We start from the raw sequence: 16,771 nt of genomic DNA, 5'->3' as shown, positions 1-16,771 counted from the left end.
GTGTCGTGCCCCGGAAACAGGAGTTCAACATGATTCTGACCGTTACCATGAACCCGTCGATCGATACGCGCTATCAGCTCGACAAGCTGATTATCGACGACGTTAACCGCGTGACGCCCGAAAAGACTGCCGGCGGCAAGGGTCTCAACGTGAGCCGTGTGCTGCTGCAGTTGGGCGACGATGTGCTCGCGACCGGTCTGCTCGGCGGCCACATGGGTGCCTATATGGCCGAGCTTATGGATGCCGACGGCGTCAAGAACGACTTTGTGCCCATCGCCGGCGAGACGCGCATTTGCCTGAATATTCTGCACGAGGGTAATCAGACCGAGCTGCTGGAGAGCGGCCCGCAGATTGCCCCGGCCGAGCTTGAGGCCTTTACGGCCAAGTTCGCCGAGCTTGCAGCGAAGGCTGACGTCGTGACGCTTTCGGGCTCGCTGCCGCGTGGCGTCGATGCCGGCTACTATGCCGAGCTTGTCAAGATCGCCGAGGAGGCGGGCGCCAAGGTGCTGCTCGACACCTCGGGTGCATCGCTGGAGGCCGCGCTGGAGTCCGACGCTAAGCCTGAGCTCGTAAAGCCCAACCTGACCGAGATTAACGGCCTGCTGGGTACGTCCTTTACGACCGATGATGTCGATGCCCTGCGCGAGGCGCTTGCCGCCGATGACCGCTTTGCCGGTATTCCCTGGGTTGTCGTTTCGATGGGTGCTGCCGGTTCGGTGGGCTTTCATGAGGGTCGCGCGTTCCGCGCCAAGACGCCCGCGATTGCGGCTGTGAACGCGACGGGTTCCGGCGACTCGACCATCGCCGGCTTTGCGCATGCTATTGCTGCTGGTGCCGACGACGTCACGGTGCTCAAGACCGCCAATACCTGTGGCAAGCTCAACGCCATGGATCCCAAGACCGGGCATTTGGTTATGGAGAAATGGGACGAGGTCTACAACAGCGTTGTCGTGACTGAACTGTAGGGTTGGCGTTTTATCAAACGCCGTAACGGCTCGACGTTGCAAACGCCCCTAAGCGGCAATCTGACGTTCAATCGTCGGGCATGACCAGAAGGTCAATGCCCTTCTCTTTCACGTCACCTTGCTCGCTTAGGGGCGTTTTCGCTGACAATGCCAAGGCAACGCCGATGTCTTGGCCGCAAGTAGTCATTGGGGACGTTCTTGTTTGACTAGTCGTTTAAGAACGTCCCCAATGACTAGCCAATAAAACGGCGCCCGTCGGCGATGTTGCCGGCGGGCGCCGTTGTCTTGAAGACGAAATGATCCGTTTTCCTCCGTCCCTAAGGGATCATTACAGTGAGTCGATAAAGCGCTGCTGGGCGGCGCGGCCGGCCTCGTCCCACTTAAAGACGCCGGCGTTGTCGAGCACGTGGCCAAACACCACGCCGACCTCCTCGTGCAGGATATCGATGGCGTTGTCCGCCGTAAGCTCGTCGGCGCGGCGGGCAAAAACATCTTCGGCCCATGCGGCGTGGCTGCGGCAAAGGTCGTCGCCCTCGAGCGCGCTGGCAAGGTCGTAGCCGGCATCGGCTTTGGCCGCTAGCAGGTGCTCGCGGACAGCGCCGAGCTCGGGAACCAAGCGCGGCGGCAAAATGGCCAGGCCCATGACTTCGATCAGGCCGATGTTCTCCTTTTTAATATGGTGATACTCGGCATGCGGGTGGAACACGCCCAGCGGATGCTCGTCGGTCGTGATATTGCAGCGAAGCGCCAAGTAGGCCTCGTAGATCTCGCCGCCGGCGTTGCCGCGGGAGTCGACGCGGCGGATGACGGGCGTCACGGTGTTGTGCGCCATGCCATCGGCTGTGTGCGCGATGACGCCCACCGACTCATCGGTCCACTCGCGCCATGCCAGGATAATCTTCTCAGCAGCATCGAGCAACTGGGCGCGGTCGTGCGAACGCAGTCGTAGCACCGAAAGCGGCCACTGCAGCACAGTACCGCTGACCTGGTCAAAACCGGGCACGCTAAACTGCGAGACCTCGGCGGCGTGCATCATGGGGAACTCGTGCGCGCCACCCTGGAAATGGTCGTGCGACAGAATCGAGCCGCCCACGATGGGCAGGTCGGCATTGGAGCCGATAAAGTAGTGCGGGAACAGGTCCACAAAGTCGAGCAAACAGGAGAGGCTCTTGCGGTCCACGTGCATCGGACGATGCTCGGAGCTCATGGCAATGCAATGCTCGTTAAAGTACGCGTACGGGCTGTACTGGAAGCCCCAGCGCTCGCCGTTGAGCTGGATGGGGATAATGCGCAGGTTCTGACGGGCGGGGTGGGCGCCGCCGTCGGCTGTGGCAGAACGTCCCGGATAGCCCTCGTTTTCGATACAGAGCTGGCAGGCGGGATACTTCTCGCCCGTGTTCTTGGCTGCACCTGCCGCGGCGATATCGCGCGGGTCCTTCTCAGGTTTGGACAGGTTGATGGTGATCTCCAGGTCGCCCCAGTTGGTGGAAGTGCTCCACTTGATGTTGCGCGCGATGGCGGCGCGGCGCACGTAACCGGCGTCACAGCACAGGCCGTAGAACCAGTCGGTCGCGGCACGAGGCTCGTTGACGCCCATACGTCCGTTGAACTCCTCGTTTACAACCGAAGGCCTCGGCATGAGCGCGCCCATGATGCGCATGGCGATGCGGTCGCGGCCCGACGCCGTGTCCTCGGCAGCACCGTTGGCAACGGCGGCCTCGGAAAGCACGGCAAGTGTGCCCTCCAGGTCAAAGTTGGGGAGTGTATCGGGGTGCAAGAGCGAAATCTTCTCGGTCTTGAGCGCCCAAGCCATGTCGAGTGCGGGACCCGTGGCGCCGATGCACTCCAAAATGGTGTTGTATGCCCAGATGCGATCGTCCTGGCCGATCATCGATCGGTGGATAGCGTACTCGATCAGGTTCTGCGCGGCCTCGCGCACGTCAGTCATTACAGCCATGCCGCGTAAGCCCCCTTGTCAGAGATGGCGTAGTGACGGGCAGAGCCCTCGCCCAGCCAGCTGTTCATCTTGGTGATGAAGGTGTCGACCAGATCGAGCGGTACGAAGGCCTGGATGGTACCGCCAAAGCCGCCGCCGTGAATACGAACGGCGCCACGGCCGTCGAGCACATGCTCGGCAAGAGCAAGCGCGTACATGGAAGGCTGCTCGGCACCCAGTTTGGCAACAACATTCTGCAGGTACATGGCGGAGCTGGCGCCGGACTCGCGCGTCAGGACCAGGAACTGGTCAATGTCGCCGGCGTTCAGGGCCGCCCAGCGCTTATCGACCAGGCCGTTCTCGTACCAGTAGTGAACGGCGCGCAGGCAGGCACGGTCGCCCAGCTTGGCGCGCAGCTCGGGGAGCTTGGCGTCAAAATCGGCAACGTTTACCTCGCACAGGCGTGTCTTGCCAAACTCGGCGGCGACGTCTTGCATTTCGCGCGGAACGGCGGCGTAGTCATCGGTGGCGGCCACGTGGTCGGCGCCGACCTTAACGAGCACGAGCGCATAGCCGTGATCCTCAAAGTTGAGCTCGAGCTTCTGGGTCTTAGGCTGAGCCTGATCCTCAAAGTCCATGTAAGCAAGGCCGCCCAGGCACACAGCGGCCTGGTCCATCAGACCGCAGGGCTTGCCGTAGTATTTGTTCTCGGTGCGCTGGCTCATCTGAGCGAGCGTGACGGGCTCAATGGCGGGCGCGCCCCAGAGCGTCTCCATGGCACGACCGTACGCGGCCTCGACGGCGGCAGAGCTGGAAAGGCCGCCACCCGAGGGGACGGAGCAGGTGAAGGCGAAGTCGAAGCCGTGGGGCTCAACGCCAAGGGCTGCAATTTCGTGGGCCATACCACGCACGAGGCTTGCGGACGCGCCCTTCTCGGACTCCTGAACATCCAGCGTGTCGAGTGCGATCTCAAACGTAGGATAGCCCTCGTCGGCGACGCGAATCTTGCTGGAGTCGGTTGCCACGGCGATGCCGTCGACGGCGACATCGAGCGAGCCGGCGATAACGTGACCGCCCTCGTGATCGGTGTGATTGCCGCTGATCTCGGAACGCCCGGGCGCGTGCACGTAGAGCACCTGGCGATCGCCGATGGGCCCAAACTCCTCCTCGAACAGCTTGGTGAGCGTGGCGAGTGTCTTTTCGTCGGGGGTGGTCATGGGAGTCCTTTCCTTGGCGCATACTGACGAGTTTTCCGTCGTAGTGAGTACGTTAACAATCTGAAGCGGCGTGAACTCAGCATCTACGATGCCGCACGTTACGGGCTATGTTAACGTACTCATAACACAACGCTTATCACTTTTTGAGAATCTGGTAATCGGTAGAAATTCAGCCGTGAACGGTATTGCCGTATGGACTTATAGAGCAGAAGAGTTGCGGATTGAAAAAGTAGAGTACGTTAACATGCGTCCGACGATAGCGGGCCTCGGCGCGGGGTGTATTTCTGCCCGGGCCGGCATGCACGCTATTCAGATCTCGCAACGGTGAAGGTGATCCTGTGGCAAGGCGCCCGTCCAACGATACAGGTACGCGTCCGGTCTCCATGGCCGACGTCGCCCGCGCTGCTGGCGTTTCGCAGCAGACGGTTTCGCGCGTCGCCAACGGCTTGCCCAACGTTAACGAGCAGACGCGCCAGCGCGTGCAGGCCGCTATGCAAGAGCTCGGCTTTCGTCCGAGTTATGCCGGTCGCTCGCTGCGCGACGGCCGCTACCATTCGGTCGGTCTGTGCGTCAACGATGTCACCAAGTTTGGCAACCTCTCAATGATCGACGGCATCGCCAGCGCTGCTCGCGAGCATAATTGCGCCATCACGCTGGTCGAGATGTCCAAGACCGAGGAGTTTTCGCTTGCCGAGGCCACGCGTCGTATGGCCGCGCTGCCTGTGGACGGCATCATTATCGGCATGAGCCGTATGGCGCCCGATTTTGAGACGTTTGATCCACTGCCGGGCATTGGCACGGTCATCGTTACCATGTACGCGCACCCGCGGGTGACCACGGTAGACTCCGATCATTACGGCTGCTCGCTCTTGCTTATGAATCACCTGTTTGAGCTGGGGCATGAGCAAATTCGCTATATTGGCGGCCCGTCGTTCTCGGTCGACGAGCAATTTCGTCGAGCCGGTTGGCAGGATGCGCTCGAGCGTAGGCACATTAAGCCGCAGACGCCGCTCGAGGGCGACTGGTCTGCCAACAGCGGTTACGAGGCCGGCAGATATCTGGCCGAGCACGACCGCACCATGACGGCGATTTACGCGGCAAACGACCAGATGGCAAACGGCGCAATTGCAGCGCTGCGCGATAGTGGCTTGCGCGTGCCCGAGGACGTGAGCGTGGTGGGCGTCGATGATTCGCTCGATGATTTTGTGGCACACAACGAGCTCACGACCGTGCGATTTGATCTACATCAGCGCGGACGCGAGGTATTCGAGCATGCGGTTCCCGAGGCGGGTACGGCGGGCAAAACCGTTGCCATTCGTATTCCCGGCCAGCTCATTATTCGACATAGCACGGCGATACCGCGCGCATAGTTTGCGCAGGTAAACGGCGATTTATCGTATTTCAATAACAATCGGTATGGATGCCGGCAGATAACAGCTGGGATACTGCCGAGTGTTATGATAGACGGGTTCTTTTGTCTATCTAGGAGGCTTTGCCTGATGGAGATCACCAAGGATATCCGCTACATCGGTGTCGACGATCACGACATTGACCTGTTCGAGGGCCAGTACGACGTGTCCGAGAACGGTATGGCATACAACAGCTACGTTATCTTGGGCGAAAAGATCGCTGTCGCCGATTCAGTCGATGGCGGTTTTGTCGACGAATGGCTCGGCAACCTCGAGGCCGCGCTCGATGGCCGTACGCCCGACTACCTGGTCGTCCATCACATGGAGCCCGATCACTCCGCCGGTATCGCCGCCTTTATGGAGCGCTATCCCCAGGCACAGATTGTGGCCAGCATGGGCGCCTTCCGCATGATGGTCAACTACTTTGGCACCGACTACCCCGAGCGTAAGATAGTCGTCAAAGAGGGCGACGTGCTCGACCTGGGTGGCCACAGCCTAACGTTTGTCTGCGCCCCCAACGTGCACTGGCCCGAGGTGATCTTCTCCTACGAGTCTACCGACAAGGTGCTCTTTAGTGCCGACGGCTTTGGCAAGTTCGGCGCCAACGACATCGAGGACCCGGAAGGCTGGGCCTGCGAGGCGCGCCGCTACTACTTTGGCATCGTCGGTAAGTTCGGCAAGTTCGTGCAGGCCGTGCTCAAGAAGGCCGCCGACCTGGACATTCAGATTATCTGTCCGCTCCACGGCCCCGTGCTGACCGAGAATCTGGGCTATTACCTCGACACCTACAACACCTGGTCGAGCTATCAGCCCGAGGACGAGGGCATCACGATCGCCTATGTGAGCGTGTATGGCCATCTGAAGGCTGCTGTTGAGGAGCTCGCTTCTGCGCTCGAGGCTCGCGGCCAGAAGGTTTCCGTTTTTGACCTGGCACGCGACGATATGGCCGAGGCCGTTGAGGATGCGTTCCGCTATGACCGTCTGGTGCTCGCCTCCATCACCTATCAGGGCGAGATCTTCCCGTTCATGAGCACCTTTATCCATACGCTTGCCGAGCACGCCTATCAGAACCGTACGGTGGCACTCGTCGAGGCCGGCTCTTGGGCGCCCACCGCTGCCAAGGTTATGACCAAGGAACTCGAGGGCATGAAGGACATCACTCTGGCGCAGAACAAGGTGACCGTGCTGGGTTCGCTCAACGACGCCTCGCGCGCTCAGATCGAGGCCCTCGCCGACGAGCTTTCCAAGTAGCGACACGTTCACTTTTGACGCTCAGCCATCACAACCACCACAAAGGGGACAGGCACCTTTGTGGTGGTTTTTGTTTAAGCGCCGGCGATGACGAGATTTGGGCGGGCGTCGTCGGCGGTCTCGGCGATTGAGGTGGCGACGGCGCCATCGGGATCACGGTCCATCACGATGGTGTCGACATCGGTCAGCTTGGCAAAGCGGTACATGCCGCGTCCGTTAACCTTGCTGGCGTCCATGAGGGCGACGCTTTGACGGGCGGCACCGACCATAGCCGCTTTGGTCTCGGCCATCTGCGGAAAGTCGGTCGTAAAGCCGCAGCCGGGAACAAAAGCTCCAGGGCACATGACGGCAAGGTCGGCGTGGACCATTTGGAGCGCCTGCATGGTAAGTGGGCCGTACAGATAGCGATGACCTTTGCGCAGTGCCCCGCCCAGCATGACGACATCGACCGAGGGCATGCTCTCGTCGATGTAATCGGCAATGGTAATGTCGGCCGTGATGACGGTGATGCCATCGTGCTGGTCGAGGAGCCGGACAAACTCGAGAGCGGTGGTGCCCGAGTCGACGAGCAGGGTGTCACCGTTGCCGACGAGTTCAATGGCGCTTTGTGCGATGGCCTGCTTGGCGGCAACATTGACGTTGATACGGCGATCCTGGGTGGATACGGTCAGTCGCTTCTGGAGCGACACAGCGCCACCATGCGTGCGGCGCAGCTTGCCGGACTCGGCGAGCGCGTCTAGGTCGGCACGGGCGGTAACGGAGGACACACCAAAGGTCTGGGCGATTTCTGCTACCTGCACCGAGGCATTATGCTCAAGCATCTCCATGATGGCGGCACGACGCTCATCGGCGAAGGCTCGGGTTGTTGCATGGGCCATAGCTGCTCCATCCTCAACTGAAATTTGCAGGAATTGTGTTGAGTCCATTTTCGTTCATTTTCTTTTTGAGTAAGAAAACGCCTTTCGATTACTTATCTTTTCTATAAAAGAAAGATGATTCGCTTGAAAACTGCAATGTCGTATAGAGGGATCCGGCGCGAATCCCTTCCGTTTGCTTTTCAAAAACGAGTGTCTTGACCTGTGTGCCGGTGATATCTCATACGTGCGACGCCGTCGATTTTCATACAATGAGCGCAGCAAAACGCAAGGTAAAACGCCTTGTGAACAACTACGCCCGATGTCCAGATGCGGGCGAGGGAGAGGAGCAAACGCTCATGGCACTTGTTACCACCGAAAAGATGCTCAAGGACGCTCAGGCCGGCCACTACGCCGTCGGCGCGTTCAACGTCGAGAACCTCGAGTTTGTTATGGCCGTTCTGGCCGCTGCCGAGGAGACCAAGTCCCCCGTCATCATGCAGACCACCCCGGGCACCATCAAGACCGCTGGTCTGGACTACTTCTACGGCATGGTCAAGGCTGCCGCCGAGCGCGCTTCCGTGCCCGTCGCTCTGCACCTCGATCACGGCGATGGCTATGACCGCTGCATGCAGGCTTTCCGCACGGGCTACACCTCTGTCATGATCGACGGTTCGCACGAGTCCTTCGAGGACAACATTGCCCTGACCAAGTCCGTCGCCGATGCTGGCCGCGCCATGGGCGTGCCCGTCGAGGCTGAGCTCGGTAAGGTTGGCGGCAAGGAGGACGACGGTCCCGCGGTTGAGGGCGAGAGCCCCTACACCGATCCGGCCGAGGCCAAGGAGTTCGTCGAGCGTACCGGCTGCACCTCCCTCGCAATTGGCGTTGGCACCAGCCACGGTGTGTACACGAGCGATCCGCACATCGAGCAGTCCGTGGTCAAGGCCATCCGCGACGCCGTCGACGTGCCGCTGGTTCTGCACGGCACCTCTGGTGTGCCCGATGAGCAAGTTGCCGAGGCTGTGAAGAACGGCATCTGCAAGGTTAACTACGCCACCGAGCTGCGTCAGGCCTACACCAAGGGCTTCATGGCCTACATGGCCGAGAACCCCGCCTGCTTCGATCCCAAGAAGCCGGCCAAGGAGGGCATGCGTGAGATCACCGAGCTGGTTAAGATCCGCATGACCAACCTCAACTCTGTGGGCAAAGCAGAGTAACAGCAAGGGTACTCCGACTCGCTACATATCCCGGGGAGGGACGAGGGCTTAGTTCCCCAATCGTCCTCGGGCATGCAAAAAGCCTCGCTGCGCACTTCGTGCGGCGAGGCTTTTTGCCCCCTGCGGAAAGATTGGGGAACTAAGCCCTCGTCTCTCCCAAGTTGACCTGCTCGAGGTCGTCGCCCTTGTGGCGTTAGGTCTGAAAATAATAAGAAGCCTTCGCGCTGCGGAATGATTTTGGAAACTAAGTACGGGACCCGCCCAAGCCGTCCTGCTCGATCGCCCTTGTGGCGTTAGTGTCGGAAAAATAAGACGTTGCTTTTTGCCCCCTGCGGAAAGATTGGGGAACTAAGCCCTCGTCCCTCCCAGGTTGACCTACTCGAGGTCGTCGCCCTTGTGGTGTTGGGGCTGAAAGGGTTAGGCTCGGGGGTTATTTGGTTGTTAGGGTTAGTAGGTCGTTGGGGGTTTTGAGGTTGTAGGTGGCGTTTGGGATGTCTTGGTGTGATCCCCATGCCGCTCTGGCAAAACTGACCCCTGCCGAAGTTGCGCATTGTTCGTCGTAGACGGTGTCGCCAACGTAGACGACGTTGCCAGGATTCGCGCCCGTACGCCGGAGATATTCGAGCATGGGTGCGGGTGCGGGTTTATGTTCGGTTGTGTCTTCGACAAGGATGATGCGCTCAAAATATTTATCGAAACCAAGGGGTGCAATTTCTTTTGCGTATTCGTCGCGCGCACGTGAGGAGACGATGCCAAGTTTGCAGCCGCTATCGGCGAGTGTTGCGATGACTTCAAGCAAACCTGGAAACACGCTGATGGTGCTTTTAAAGCTGGCGGCAACTTGGCACCAGCGATCCAACGTTGCCTGCGAGTAGATTCCGAGTTTCTCAAGGGCATCCTTGCCGGGTATGCCGAGGGCAAATTCAAGCTCGTGTCGGGGGAGCGTTTTGCCGGTCTCTTCTTGGACAATCTGGACAAGCGATGATAGAACGCTTTCTTCTGTATCTGCCAATGTCCCATCAACGTCAAATACGATATGGTCAAAGTGCTTCATATGATTGCTCCTCTCTGTTGTTTGCCTGCAAGTTTGATGCGGTGACAGAAGAAAGGCTAGCGGGATTTCTGCCTGGTGCTATCGAGATTCTGCCTCGCTGCTCGATAGCTCGAAGGAGTGCACCCCATTTGTTTTTTAAATACCTGGCCAAGATGGCTTGCTGTCGCAAAGCCGCATTGGCGCGCGACTGTCTGGACCGTTCGCGTGGTGTGTGCCAAAAGTTCGCAAGCACGGTTTACGCGGTATGCGCGCAGATATGCCGCCGGGGTCGTTCCTGCGCAAGCTTCGATAATGCGGTAACACTCTCTTTCGCTTACGCCGGCTGCAGATGCCATCTGGGGCACATCTATAGCGGCTGCATAGTTTGCGCGGATATAGTCCAGGATTGCCTTGAACTGTACGTCGCGGTTGGTCATCCAAGAGGCGTTGTCGGAGGAAAAGAGCGGTTCGGCCTTGGCGTAAATCTGAATCCAGAGCCCTGACAAGCTATTCCGAAGCGCCATCTCGTTCTGCGGCCGTTGAAGGTCGTGGTTAAAGGAACTCTTTAGCAAATCGATAAAGGACATATCGTCGGGGTTGGTGGGCGACCATTTGAGCACATCGACGCCTCGACATTGCAGCAAAGGATTGATATAGCGCTTTTGAAGGCGTCCCGCGGGATCGCCGAGCATCGACGGCTGAAAGATATGCAGCATTTGAATGGCTGGCGCCGAATTGGGCGATTGCAGCGTGCTGTGCAAAACGCCGCCGTTGATAAAGCCGGCGGACCCTTCCTCAAAGCGCACGTGTTCATGAGCCGCGCGCGTTCGATAGTCAATCGCTCCCTGCTCCATGTAGAAAAGCTCAACTTCGGAATGCCAGTGCCAGGGGACGGAATTGCCCGGATAGCGAGCGAATTCTGCGCGTTCGGCAATATAGGGCCAGTCTTCGGCGGTCTCGGGAAACGCTTCCTCGCGTCCTCCGCGGTGCAATTCTATGTGATCCATGTTTCGCATGGCATCAGTATAAAGCGCGATGGGCTTAGATTGCTCTTGCCTGTTCGGGGAACGCCTTGTCTAGGGATGCTTGGAGCTTTTCGAACGATGCTCGCAAGTTGAGTTCCTGGTCGGTTGAGCGTTTGGCTTTTGTGGTGGGGGAGTCGAGGAGACCGTCTCTTTGTGTCGGGGGGAAGGAGAAAAGGTCTGCATGTTTTAGGGATGGCTGCTGTGCTGCGTCATTGGAAGAATGCATGCTTATGCGGCCTCCTCGATGTCCACCAAAAGGTTGCGCACGGGGTGTGCTGCTAGGTCCCGTGCGTTGGCAGTATTATGCCGCGGCTGCTGCAAAGAAGCGCTAAAGAAAGGCTTAACCTGGTTTGATGTTACGATGAAACTGCAGGTCAGAGGTATCGAGTAACACTCTTGAAAGGTTTTGAGCTTAAGGGCTTTCTAAGGTTTGTGACGTGGATGTGGCTCGCCTGTGTGGGGCGTGTGGACGGCTCGCTCCTAGCGCTGCGGCTCTGCGGCGCGCACCTGCTCGATGACCTTTTCCATCGTGGCGTCGATGTGGTCTTTCTTGAGCTCGCATTCCCAGATGGTTATGGGTGTCCAACCCATTTGAGTGAGTGCTGCCACGGCAGCGCGGTCGCGCTCAACGTTGCGACGGAACTTTGCCTCCCAAAACTCAACGTTGCGCTTGGGCTGGCTAGGGTTGCACTTGGGGCAGCGGTGCCAAAAGCAGCCGTTGACAAAGATGGCGATCTTGCGCCCGGGAAAGGCGATGTCGGGCTTGCCGGGAACCTTCCATTCCAAGCGATAGCCCGTAAGGCCCGCAGCCCGTAGGCGCTGACGTACGAGCAGCTCGGGCTTGGTGTTGGCGCGCTTGTTGCCTTTCATGGACTTTTTTATAGCGGCGCGACGGCGCACGAGCTCACGCTCGTCGGCGGAGAGGTCCGAGGTATCGATGCCGTCCAGCAGGCCGGGCTTGGGACGCTTTTTGCTGCGGCGCTTAGGTGCGCGCTTGGGCTTGGAAGCGGGCTCGTCGGTCGTGGTGGCCTCGGCGTCGTTGGCAGTGCCGTTGGCCTCAAGCCGATCTTCCTTCAACTCAATCAGGGCATCAATGAGCCCCTTGTCGGCGGGCATCCATTCCACCGTGGCAAGCGAGGTGCGCGGAATCCAGCGGATATCGAGCTGGCGGTCGTGCTTCTGAGGCTCATCGGATTCATCGGCCAGCGAGCAGTAGTAGCACTCCATCGAGAGATGAAAATCGGGGTAGTCATACTCAACGGTGTAAAAATCGCGCAGGTTGGTGACTTTTACCTGCAGCTCTTCCATGAGCTCGCGGCGTACGGCGTCCTCGGGCGTCTCGCCGCGCATGAGCTTGCCACCGGGGAACTCCCAAAGTCCCTGCATGTCGCCGTAGCCGCGCTGCACGGCAAGCAGCTCGTCAGATCCATCCTTGCGAATGATCCCAGCGGCAACATGAACAGTCTTCAACAGGAGTCCTCTCTCAACATCAACACATGGCAGGGTAGCTACCCGTGCCTTACACAACGGTAAGGCAAGCGTAAGCCATATCGATGGTAGCCGACTCGTCTTCTTGCGACTATAGATGCCGTAGACTAATTGCAAGAAAGGACTCGGTATGCAAACCACGCACATGGCGACCCCGGTACTGGAGGTCGCGCATCTCGAAAAGGTATACGGAGCGCTGGGCAACGTGACCCGCGCGCTCAACGACGTCAGCTTTACTGTCAACCGCGGCGAATTTGTTGGCATCATGGGCGCTTCGGGCTCGGGCAAGTCGACGCTGCTCAACTGCGTGTCGACCATCGATAGCGCCACAAGTGGCATGATCCGCATCAACGGCCAGGACGTGACGCGTATGAAGCAGGCCAAACTCTCGCAGTTCCGCCGCGAGGAGCTCGGCTTTATCTTCCAGGACTCCAACCTGCTCGATACGCTCACGGCACGCGAGAACATCGCCCTGCCGCTCACCATCGCCCGCACAAACTCGGCAGAGATCTCGACTCGCGTGCAGGATGTGGCCGCGCGCCTGTCCATCAGTCAGGTGCTCGACAAGTATCCCTATCAGATGTCCGGCGGTCAGCAGCAGCGCGTTGCCGCGGCTCGCGCGCTCGTCACCGACCCCACCATGATCATGGCCGACGAGCCCACCGGCGCCCTCGATTCCAAGAGCGCTCGCCTGCTGCTCGAGAGCCTGGAGGCCCTCAACCGCCGCCTGCGCGCCACGGTGCTCATGGTCACGCACGACAGCTTTGCCGCCAGCTACACGAGCCGTGTGCTGTTCATTCGCGACGGCAAGATCTTCACCGAGCTGCGCCGCGGCGACACCGACCGCCGAGAGTTCTTCGACCGCATTATGGAGGTCGTTGCCATGATGGGCGGTGAGGGCTCCGATGCTCTGTAAACTCGCTTGGGGCAACGTCCGCCGCGCCGGCCGCGACTACCTCGTCTACCTTTTGACGCTCACCCTGGGCGTCACGGTCTTCTACGCCTTCAACACCATCTCGATGCAGGTCGACATCGCCGGAATCGATGAAAAGGGCTTGGCGCAGGTTATGGGCAGCATGCTCGGTGACCTGACGTACTTTTTGGCCGGTGTCATGGCCTTTTTGATGGTGTACGCCAATAACTTCATCATGAAACGCCGCAAGAAGGAGTTTGGCCTGTACCAGGTGCTCGGCATGGGGCGTGGGCGCGTCGCCACGATCATGGCGCTCGAGACCGTGATAGTATCGGTCGTGGCCTTTGTCGCCGGCATTGTGCTGGGTGTGGGACTCTCCCAGCTCATGACGTTCTTTACGGCCTCGCTTTTTAAGACACAGATCGCCAATTTCCACTTCTTTTTCTCGGTGCATGCGTTCAATCTGACCCTTGCCTGCATGCTCGTAATGTTTGTGCTCACGCTACTGCTGAACCTTCGCGCCGTGCGTCGTACCAAACTCATCGAGCTTATGGGTGCCGAGCGTCGCAACGAGAGCATCAAGACACGCAACCCCTGGATCGCGATTGCCATCTTTGCCGTGGGCGTGGTGCTTGTGGGCGTGGCCTATTACCGTCTGCTACGTGATGGGTTCCCGCTAGCCGCGACGGACAGCAAGCTGCAAGAGGCCATGAACCAGTTTGGTATTACGACCGCTATGGTTACCGTGGGCACCTTTGCCCTGTTCTGGGGACTCTCGGGCATGCTCATCAAGCTGCTGCAGAGCCTGCGCGGCGTGTATTGGCGCGGCCTCAACATGTTTACCGTGCGCCAGCTTGCGGCCAAGGTCAACACGGTGTGCTTTTCGATGGGCGTCATCGCGATGCTCCTGTTTTTGGCCATCACCTCGGTGACGTGCGGTATGTCGATTGCCAACGTGATGAACGAGAATCTGGAGCGCTATAATCCGGCCGACATGTCGCAGACGTATGTCTATTACACGCCCGAAACGCTCGACTACTACAAGGAGTATGTCAATCCGTCTGAGGCCGATCGCATGGTGCTGGCCGATGCAACGGTTGATTTGTACGCTGCATGGCATGGCGATCGTAAAGATCCCGATAACGTTGCAGACGGTATTAAGGGCAAGTCGGCGGACAACAACGACGAGACCGGCAAGAAGGTCAATATCGCCGATGTTGCCGGTGAGCATGTGCAGATCGATTCGTATCTGAGTTACCCGCTTGGCGGCTCGGGCCCCTCGGTGGTGGCGGGTGAGATGTGCAAGGCCATGGGAGAAAAGCTCCCCAAGGCGCTCGAGGGAAGCAACGCCGATGCGATGGGTCTGTATGTGACGCCGGCGAGCCAGTACAACAAGCTGCGCCAGATGATGGGCGAGGAGTCGGTGAGCATTGGCCGCGACCAGTATCTGCTCACGTGTGATATGGGCGGTGAGCTGGGCGACCTGTACACCAAGTATATGGCTGGCGGCCATGCCCTTACCCTGGGCGGGCATACGCTCAAGCCCGCAACCGATAAGGCGGACGAGGACACGGCGGCCATCGCCAACTCGGCGATGGGCAGCAATCCTGGCACCGTGGTCGTAGCCGATGAGCTGCTGTCCCAGCTTAATCTGCAGCCGTATGCCAGTAATCTGCTCGTTAATTACAAACAGGGGATGGATACGACCGAGGCAGACGAGAGCATTAAATACACCTTGCTCGACGATCTGCTCGTTGACGGCAAGGAGCCGGGGTCGTGGGGAGTCTTCATCACGCGCTCCGAGATGTATACGCAGGCGGCGCAGATGAACGGCATGATTAGCTATCTGGCCATCTACATTGGCTTTGTACTGGTCGTTGCATGCGCGGCGATTCTGTCGATCCAGCAACTCTCCAACGTGGCCGACGGCAGCCGCAGCTATCGTGTGCTGGCACAGATCGGCTGTGACGACCGTCAGATCCGGCATTCGGTGATGGCGCAGCAAGCGGTGTTCTTCCTGTTCCCGCTGGCAGTGGGCTTGGCGCACTCCTTTGTGGCGCTCAAGGTGATCATCGAGCTGGTGAGCGTATTCGGCGATATGAGCATCGCCGGCACCGTGGGCCTCACCTGCGCAATCTTCCTGGCAGCATACGGTGGCTACTTCCTGGTGACCTACCTCATGAGCACCGGCATGGTACAAGCTGCCATCGCCACCCGCTACAGCGAGTAACTTGTTCAGCTCGGAATTATTGTAGGTTGAGCATAAGTCAGCGAAAACGCCCCTAAGCGAGCAAGGTGACGTGAAAGAGGAGGGAAGCGTGCTTTGGTACGCGACCGACGATCGAACGTCAGATTGCCGCTTAGGGGCGTTTGCAGCGTCGAGTCGTTACGCGGTTTGGTAAAACCGCGTAACTCTAAATACGCTCCGCGATCTCGTGGATGAGGTAGTCGGTCTTTTCCCAGCCCAGGCACGGGTCGGTGATCGACTTACCAAAGACGCCGCCATCGACCGGCTGGTTGCCGTCCTCAAGGTAAGACTCGATCATAAAGCCCTTGACCAGCTTGGAGATGGATTCGCTGCGGCGGCAGCTGTCGAGCACCTCCTTGCAAATGCGATATTGCTCCAGCGGACGCTTGCCCGAGTTGTCATGGTTGCAGTCGATGACCGCCGCCGGATTGGCGTAGCCGGCGTGCTCGGTATAGCGCTCGGCAAGACGCTCCAGATGCTCATAGTGGTAGTTGGGGTAGGTGCGGCCGTCGAGGCCGATGTAGCCGCGCATGACGGCGTGCGCGAGCGGGTTGCCGTCACACTCGACCTCCCAGTTGCGGAAGATAAAGCTCTGATGCGCCTGGGCAGCATAGATGGAGTTGAGCATGACAGTGGTGGAGCCGGCGGTGGGGTTCTTCATACCCACAGGCACCGAAATGCCGCTCGATACCAGACGGTGCTCCTGGTTTTCGACCGAGCGCGCGCCCACGGCGACGTAGCTCAGCAGGTCGACGAGGTACTGATAGTTGGACGGGTAGAGCATCTCGTCGGCGGTAAAGAAGCCAGTCTCCTCGATGACGCGCAGGTGCATGTGGCGGATGGCCTTAACGCCTTCGAGCAGGTCATCGGGCGCCTCGGGGTCGGGGTTGTGCAGCAGGCCCTTGTAGCCGGTGCCTTTGGTGCGCGGCTTATTGGTATAGACGCGCGGAATGATGATGAGCTTGTCCTTGACCTCCTCGGCGACCTTGGCCAGTCGGTTCATGTACTCAAGCACCGAGTCCTCGCGGTCGGCAGAGCACGGGCCGATGATGAGCACCTTGCGTGCGTCCTCGCCGGTAAAGACCTTGGCGACCTCGGCGTCGAATGCCTGCTTTTTGGCGGTAAGCTCGGCGGAAAGCGGCATTTCCTCGCGGATCTCCATGGGGATTGGCAGCTTGCGTTTAAATTCCATGGCCATAGGGACCTCCTCAATCA

Annotated in this window: 13 protein-coding genes; 6 read left to right on the top strand and 7 right to left on the bottom strand. The window is 59.3% G+C overall.

What is annotated here, in order from left to right; all coding sequences use genetic code 11:
• Positions 1-29 precede the first annotated feature (29 nt).
• Positions 30-965 carry a hexose kinase gene (locus tag ACEG18_RS07855; RefSeq protein ID WP_372542180.1) on the top strand — a complete coding sequence of 312 codons (936 nt, stop codon included), beginning with the start codon at positions 30-32 and terminating at the stop codon, positions 963-965.
• A 328-nt stretch (positions 966-1,293) separates the two neighbouring features.
• Here the strand turns inward: ACEG18_RS07855 and ACEG18_RS07850 are convergent, their stop codons facing one another.
• Positions 1,294-2,922 (bottom strand): UDP-glucose--hexose-1-phosphate uridylyltransferase, encoded by a 1,629-nt coding sequence (locus ACEG18_RS07850; RefSeq protein WP_372542178.1) that lies wholly within the window; start codon positions 2,920-2,922, stop codon positions 1,294-1,296.
• Positions 2,913-4,118, bottom strand: coding sequence for a galactokinase (locus tag ACEG18_RS07845; RefSeq protein ID WP_372542177.1), 1,206 nt, complete (start codon positions 4,116-4,118; stop codon positions 2,913-2,915). Before ACEG18_RS07845 ends, ACEG18_RS07850 begins: the two co-directional genes overlap by 10 nt.
• A 383-nt stretch (positions 4,119-4,501) precedes the next feature.
• Between ACEG18_RS07845 and ACEG18_RS07840 the strand changes: the two genes are divergently transcribed.
• Positions 4,502-5,488, top strand: a complete 987-nt coding sequence (locus tag ACEG18_RS07840; protein ID WP_225094228.1) for a LacI family DNA-binding transcriptional regulator — start codon at positions 4,502-4,504, stop codon at positions 5,486-5,488.
• A gap of 129 nt (positions 5,489-5,617) precedes the next feature.
• Complete coding sequence (locus ACEG18_RS07835; protein WP_226790631.1) at positions 5,618-6,778, top strand: FprA family A-type flavoprotein; 1,161 nt, start codon at positions 5,618-5,620, stop codon at positions 6,776-6,778.
• 74 nt (positions 6,779-6,852) lie between these two features.
• Here ACEG18_RS07835 and ACEG18_RS07830 read toward each other — a convergent pair whose 3' ends face one another.
• Positions 6,853-7,656: a DeoR/GlpR family DNA-binding transcription regulator gene (locus ACEG18_RS07830; protein ID WP_217108191.1), complete on the bottom strand. Its 804-nt coding sequence runs from the start codon at positions 7,654-7,656 to the stop codon at positions 6,853-6,855.
• Between the two features lie 335 nt (positions 7,657-7,991).
• On the opposite strand from ACEG18_RS07830, the gene ACEG18_RS07825 reads away from it, so the two are divergent.
• Positions 7,992-8,849, top strand: coding sequence for a class II fructose-bisphosphate aldolase (locus ACEG18_RS07825; protein ID WP_022095149.1), 858 nt, complete (start codon positions 7,992-7,994; stop codon positions 8,847-8,849).
• A 430-nt stretch (positions 8,850-9,279) separates the two neighbouring features.
• On the opposite strand, the gene ACEG18_RS07820 is transcribed toward ACEG18_RS07825, so the two are convergent.
• The 3 genes from ACEG18_RS07820 to vsr form a co-directional block, all read right to left on the bottom strand.
• A complete protein-coding gene (locus tag ACEG18_RS07820) occupies positions 9,280-9,903 on the bottom strand; it encodes an HAD family hydrolase (protein WP_372542174.1) in 624 nt (207 codons plus the stop codon).
• A 56-nt stretch (positions 9,904-9,959) separates the two neighbouring features.
• Entirely contained in the window at positions 9,960-10,889 is a 930-nt protein-coding gene (locus ACEG18_RS07815; protein ID WP_372542173.1) for an AraC family transcriptional regulator, read from the bottom strand.
• A gap of 498 nt (positions 10,890-11,387) precedes the next feature.
• Positions 11,388-12,377 (bottom strand): DNA mismatch endonuclease Vsr, encoded by a 990-nt coding sequence (gene vsr / locus ACEG18_RS07810; RefSeq protein WP_372542171.1) that lies wholly within the window; start codon positions 12,375-12,377, stop codon positions 11,388-11,390.
• A gap of 148 nt (positions 12,378-12,525) precedes the next feature.
• Here vsr and ACEG18_RS07805 point away from each other — a divergent pair, with 148 nt between their 5' ends.
• A complete protein-coding gene (locus tag ACEG18_RS07805) occupies positions 12,526-13,311 on the top strand; it encodes an ABC transporter ATP-binding protein (RefSeq protein WP_372542169.1) in 786 nt (261 codons plus the stop codon).
• A complete protein-coding gene (locus tag ACEG18_RS07800) occupies positions 13,301-15,538 on the top strand; it encodes an ABC transporter permease (RefSeq protein WP_372542167.1) in 2,238 nt (745 codons plus the stop codon). The genes ACEG18_RS07805 and ACEG18_RS07800 overlap by 11 nt, the downstream gene beginning before the upstream one ends.
• Before the next feature lie 184 nt (positions 15,539-15,722).
• Here the strand turns inward: ACEG18_RS07800 and ACEG18_RS07795 are convergent, their stop codons facing one another.
• A complete protein-coding gene (locus ACEG18_RS07795; protein ID WP_372542165.1) occupies positions 15,723-16,754 on the bottom strand; it encodes a 3-deoxy-7-phosphoheptulonate synthase in 1,032 nt (343 codons plus the stop codon).
• Positions 16,755-16,771 lie beyond the last annotated feature (17 nt).

This window comes from Collinsella aerofaciens (genome assembly GCF_041537385.1).
Lineage (GTDB): Bacteria > Actinomycetota > Coriobacteriia > Coriobacteriales > Coriobacteriaceae > Collinsella > Collinsella aerofaciens_BV.
Note: the sequence above shows the minus strand (reverse complement) of the source record. Positions and strands in the feature narration are given on the sequence as shown.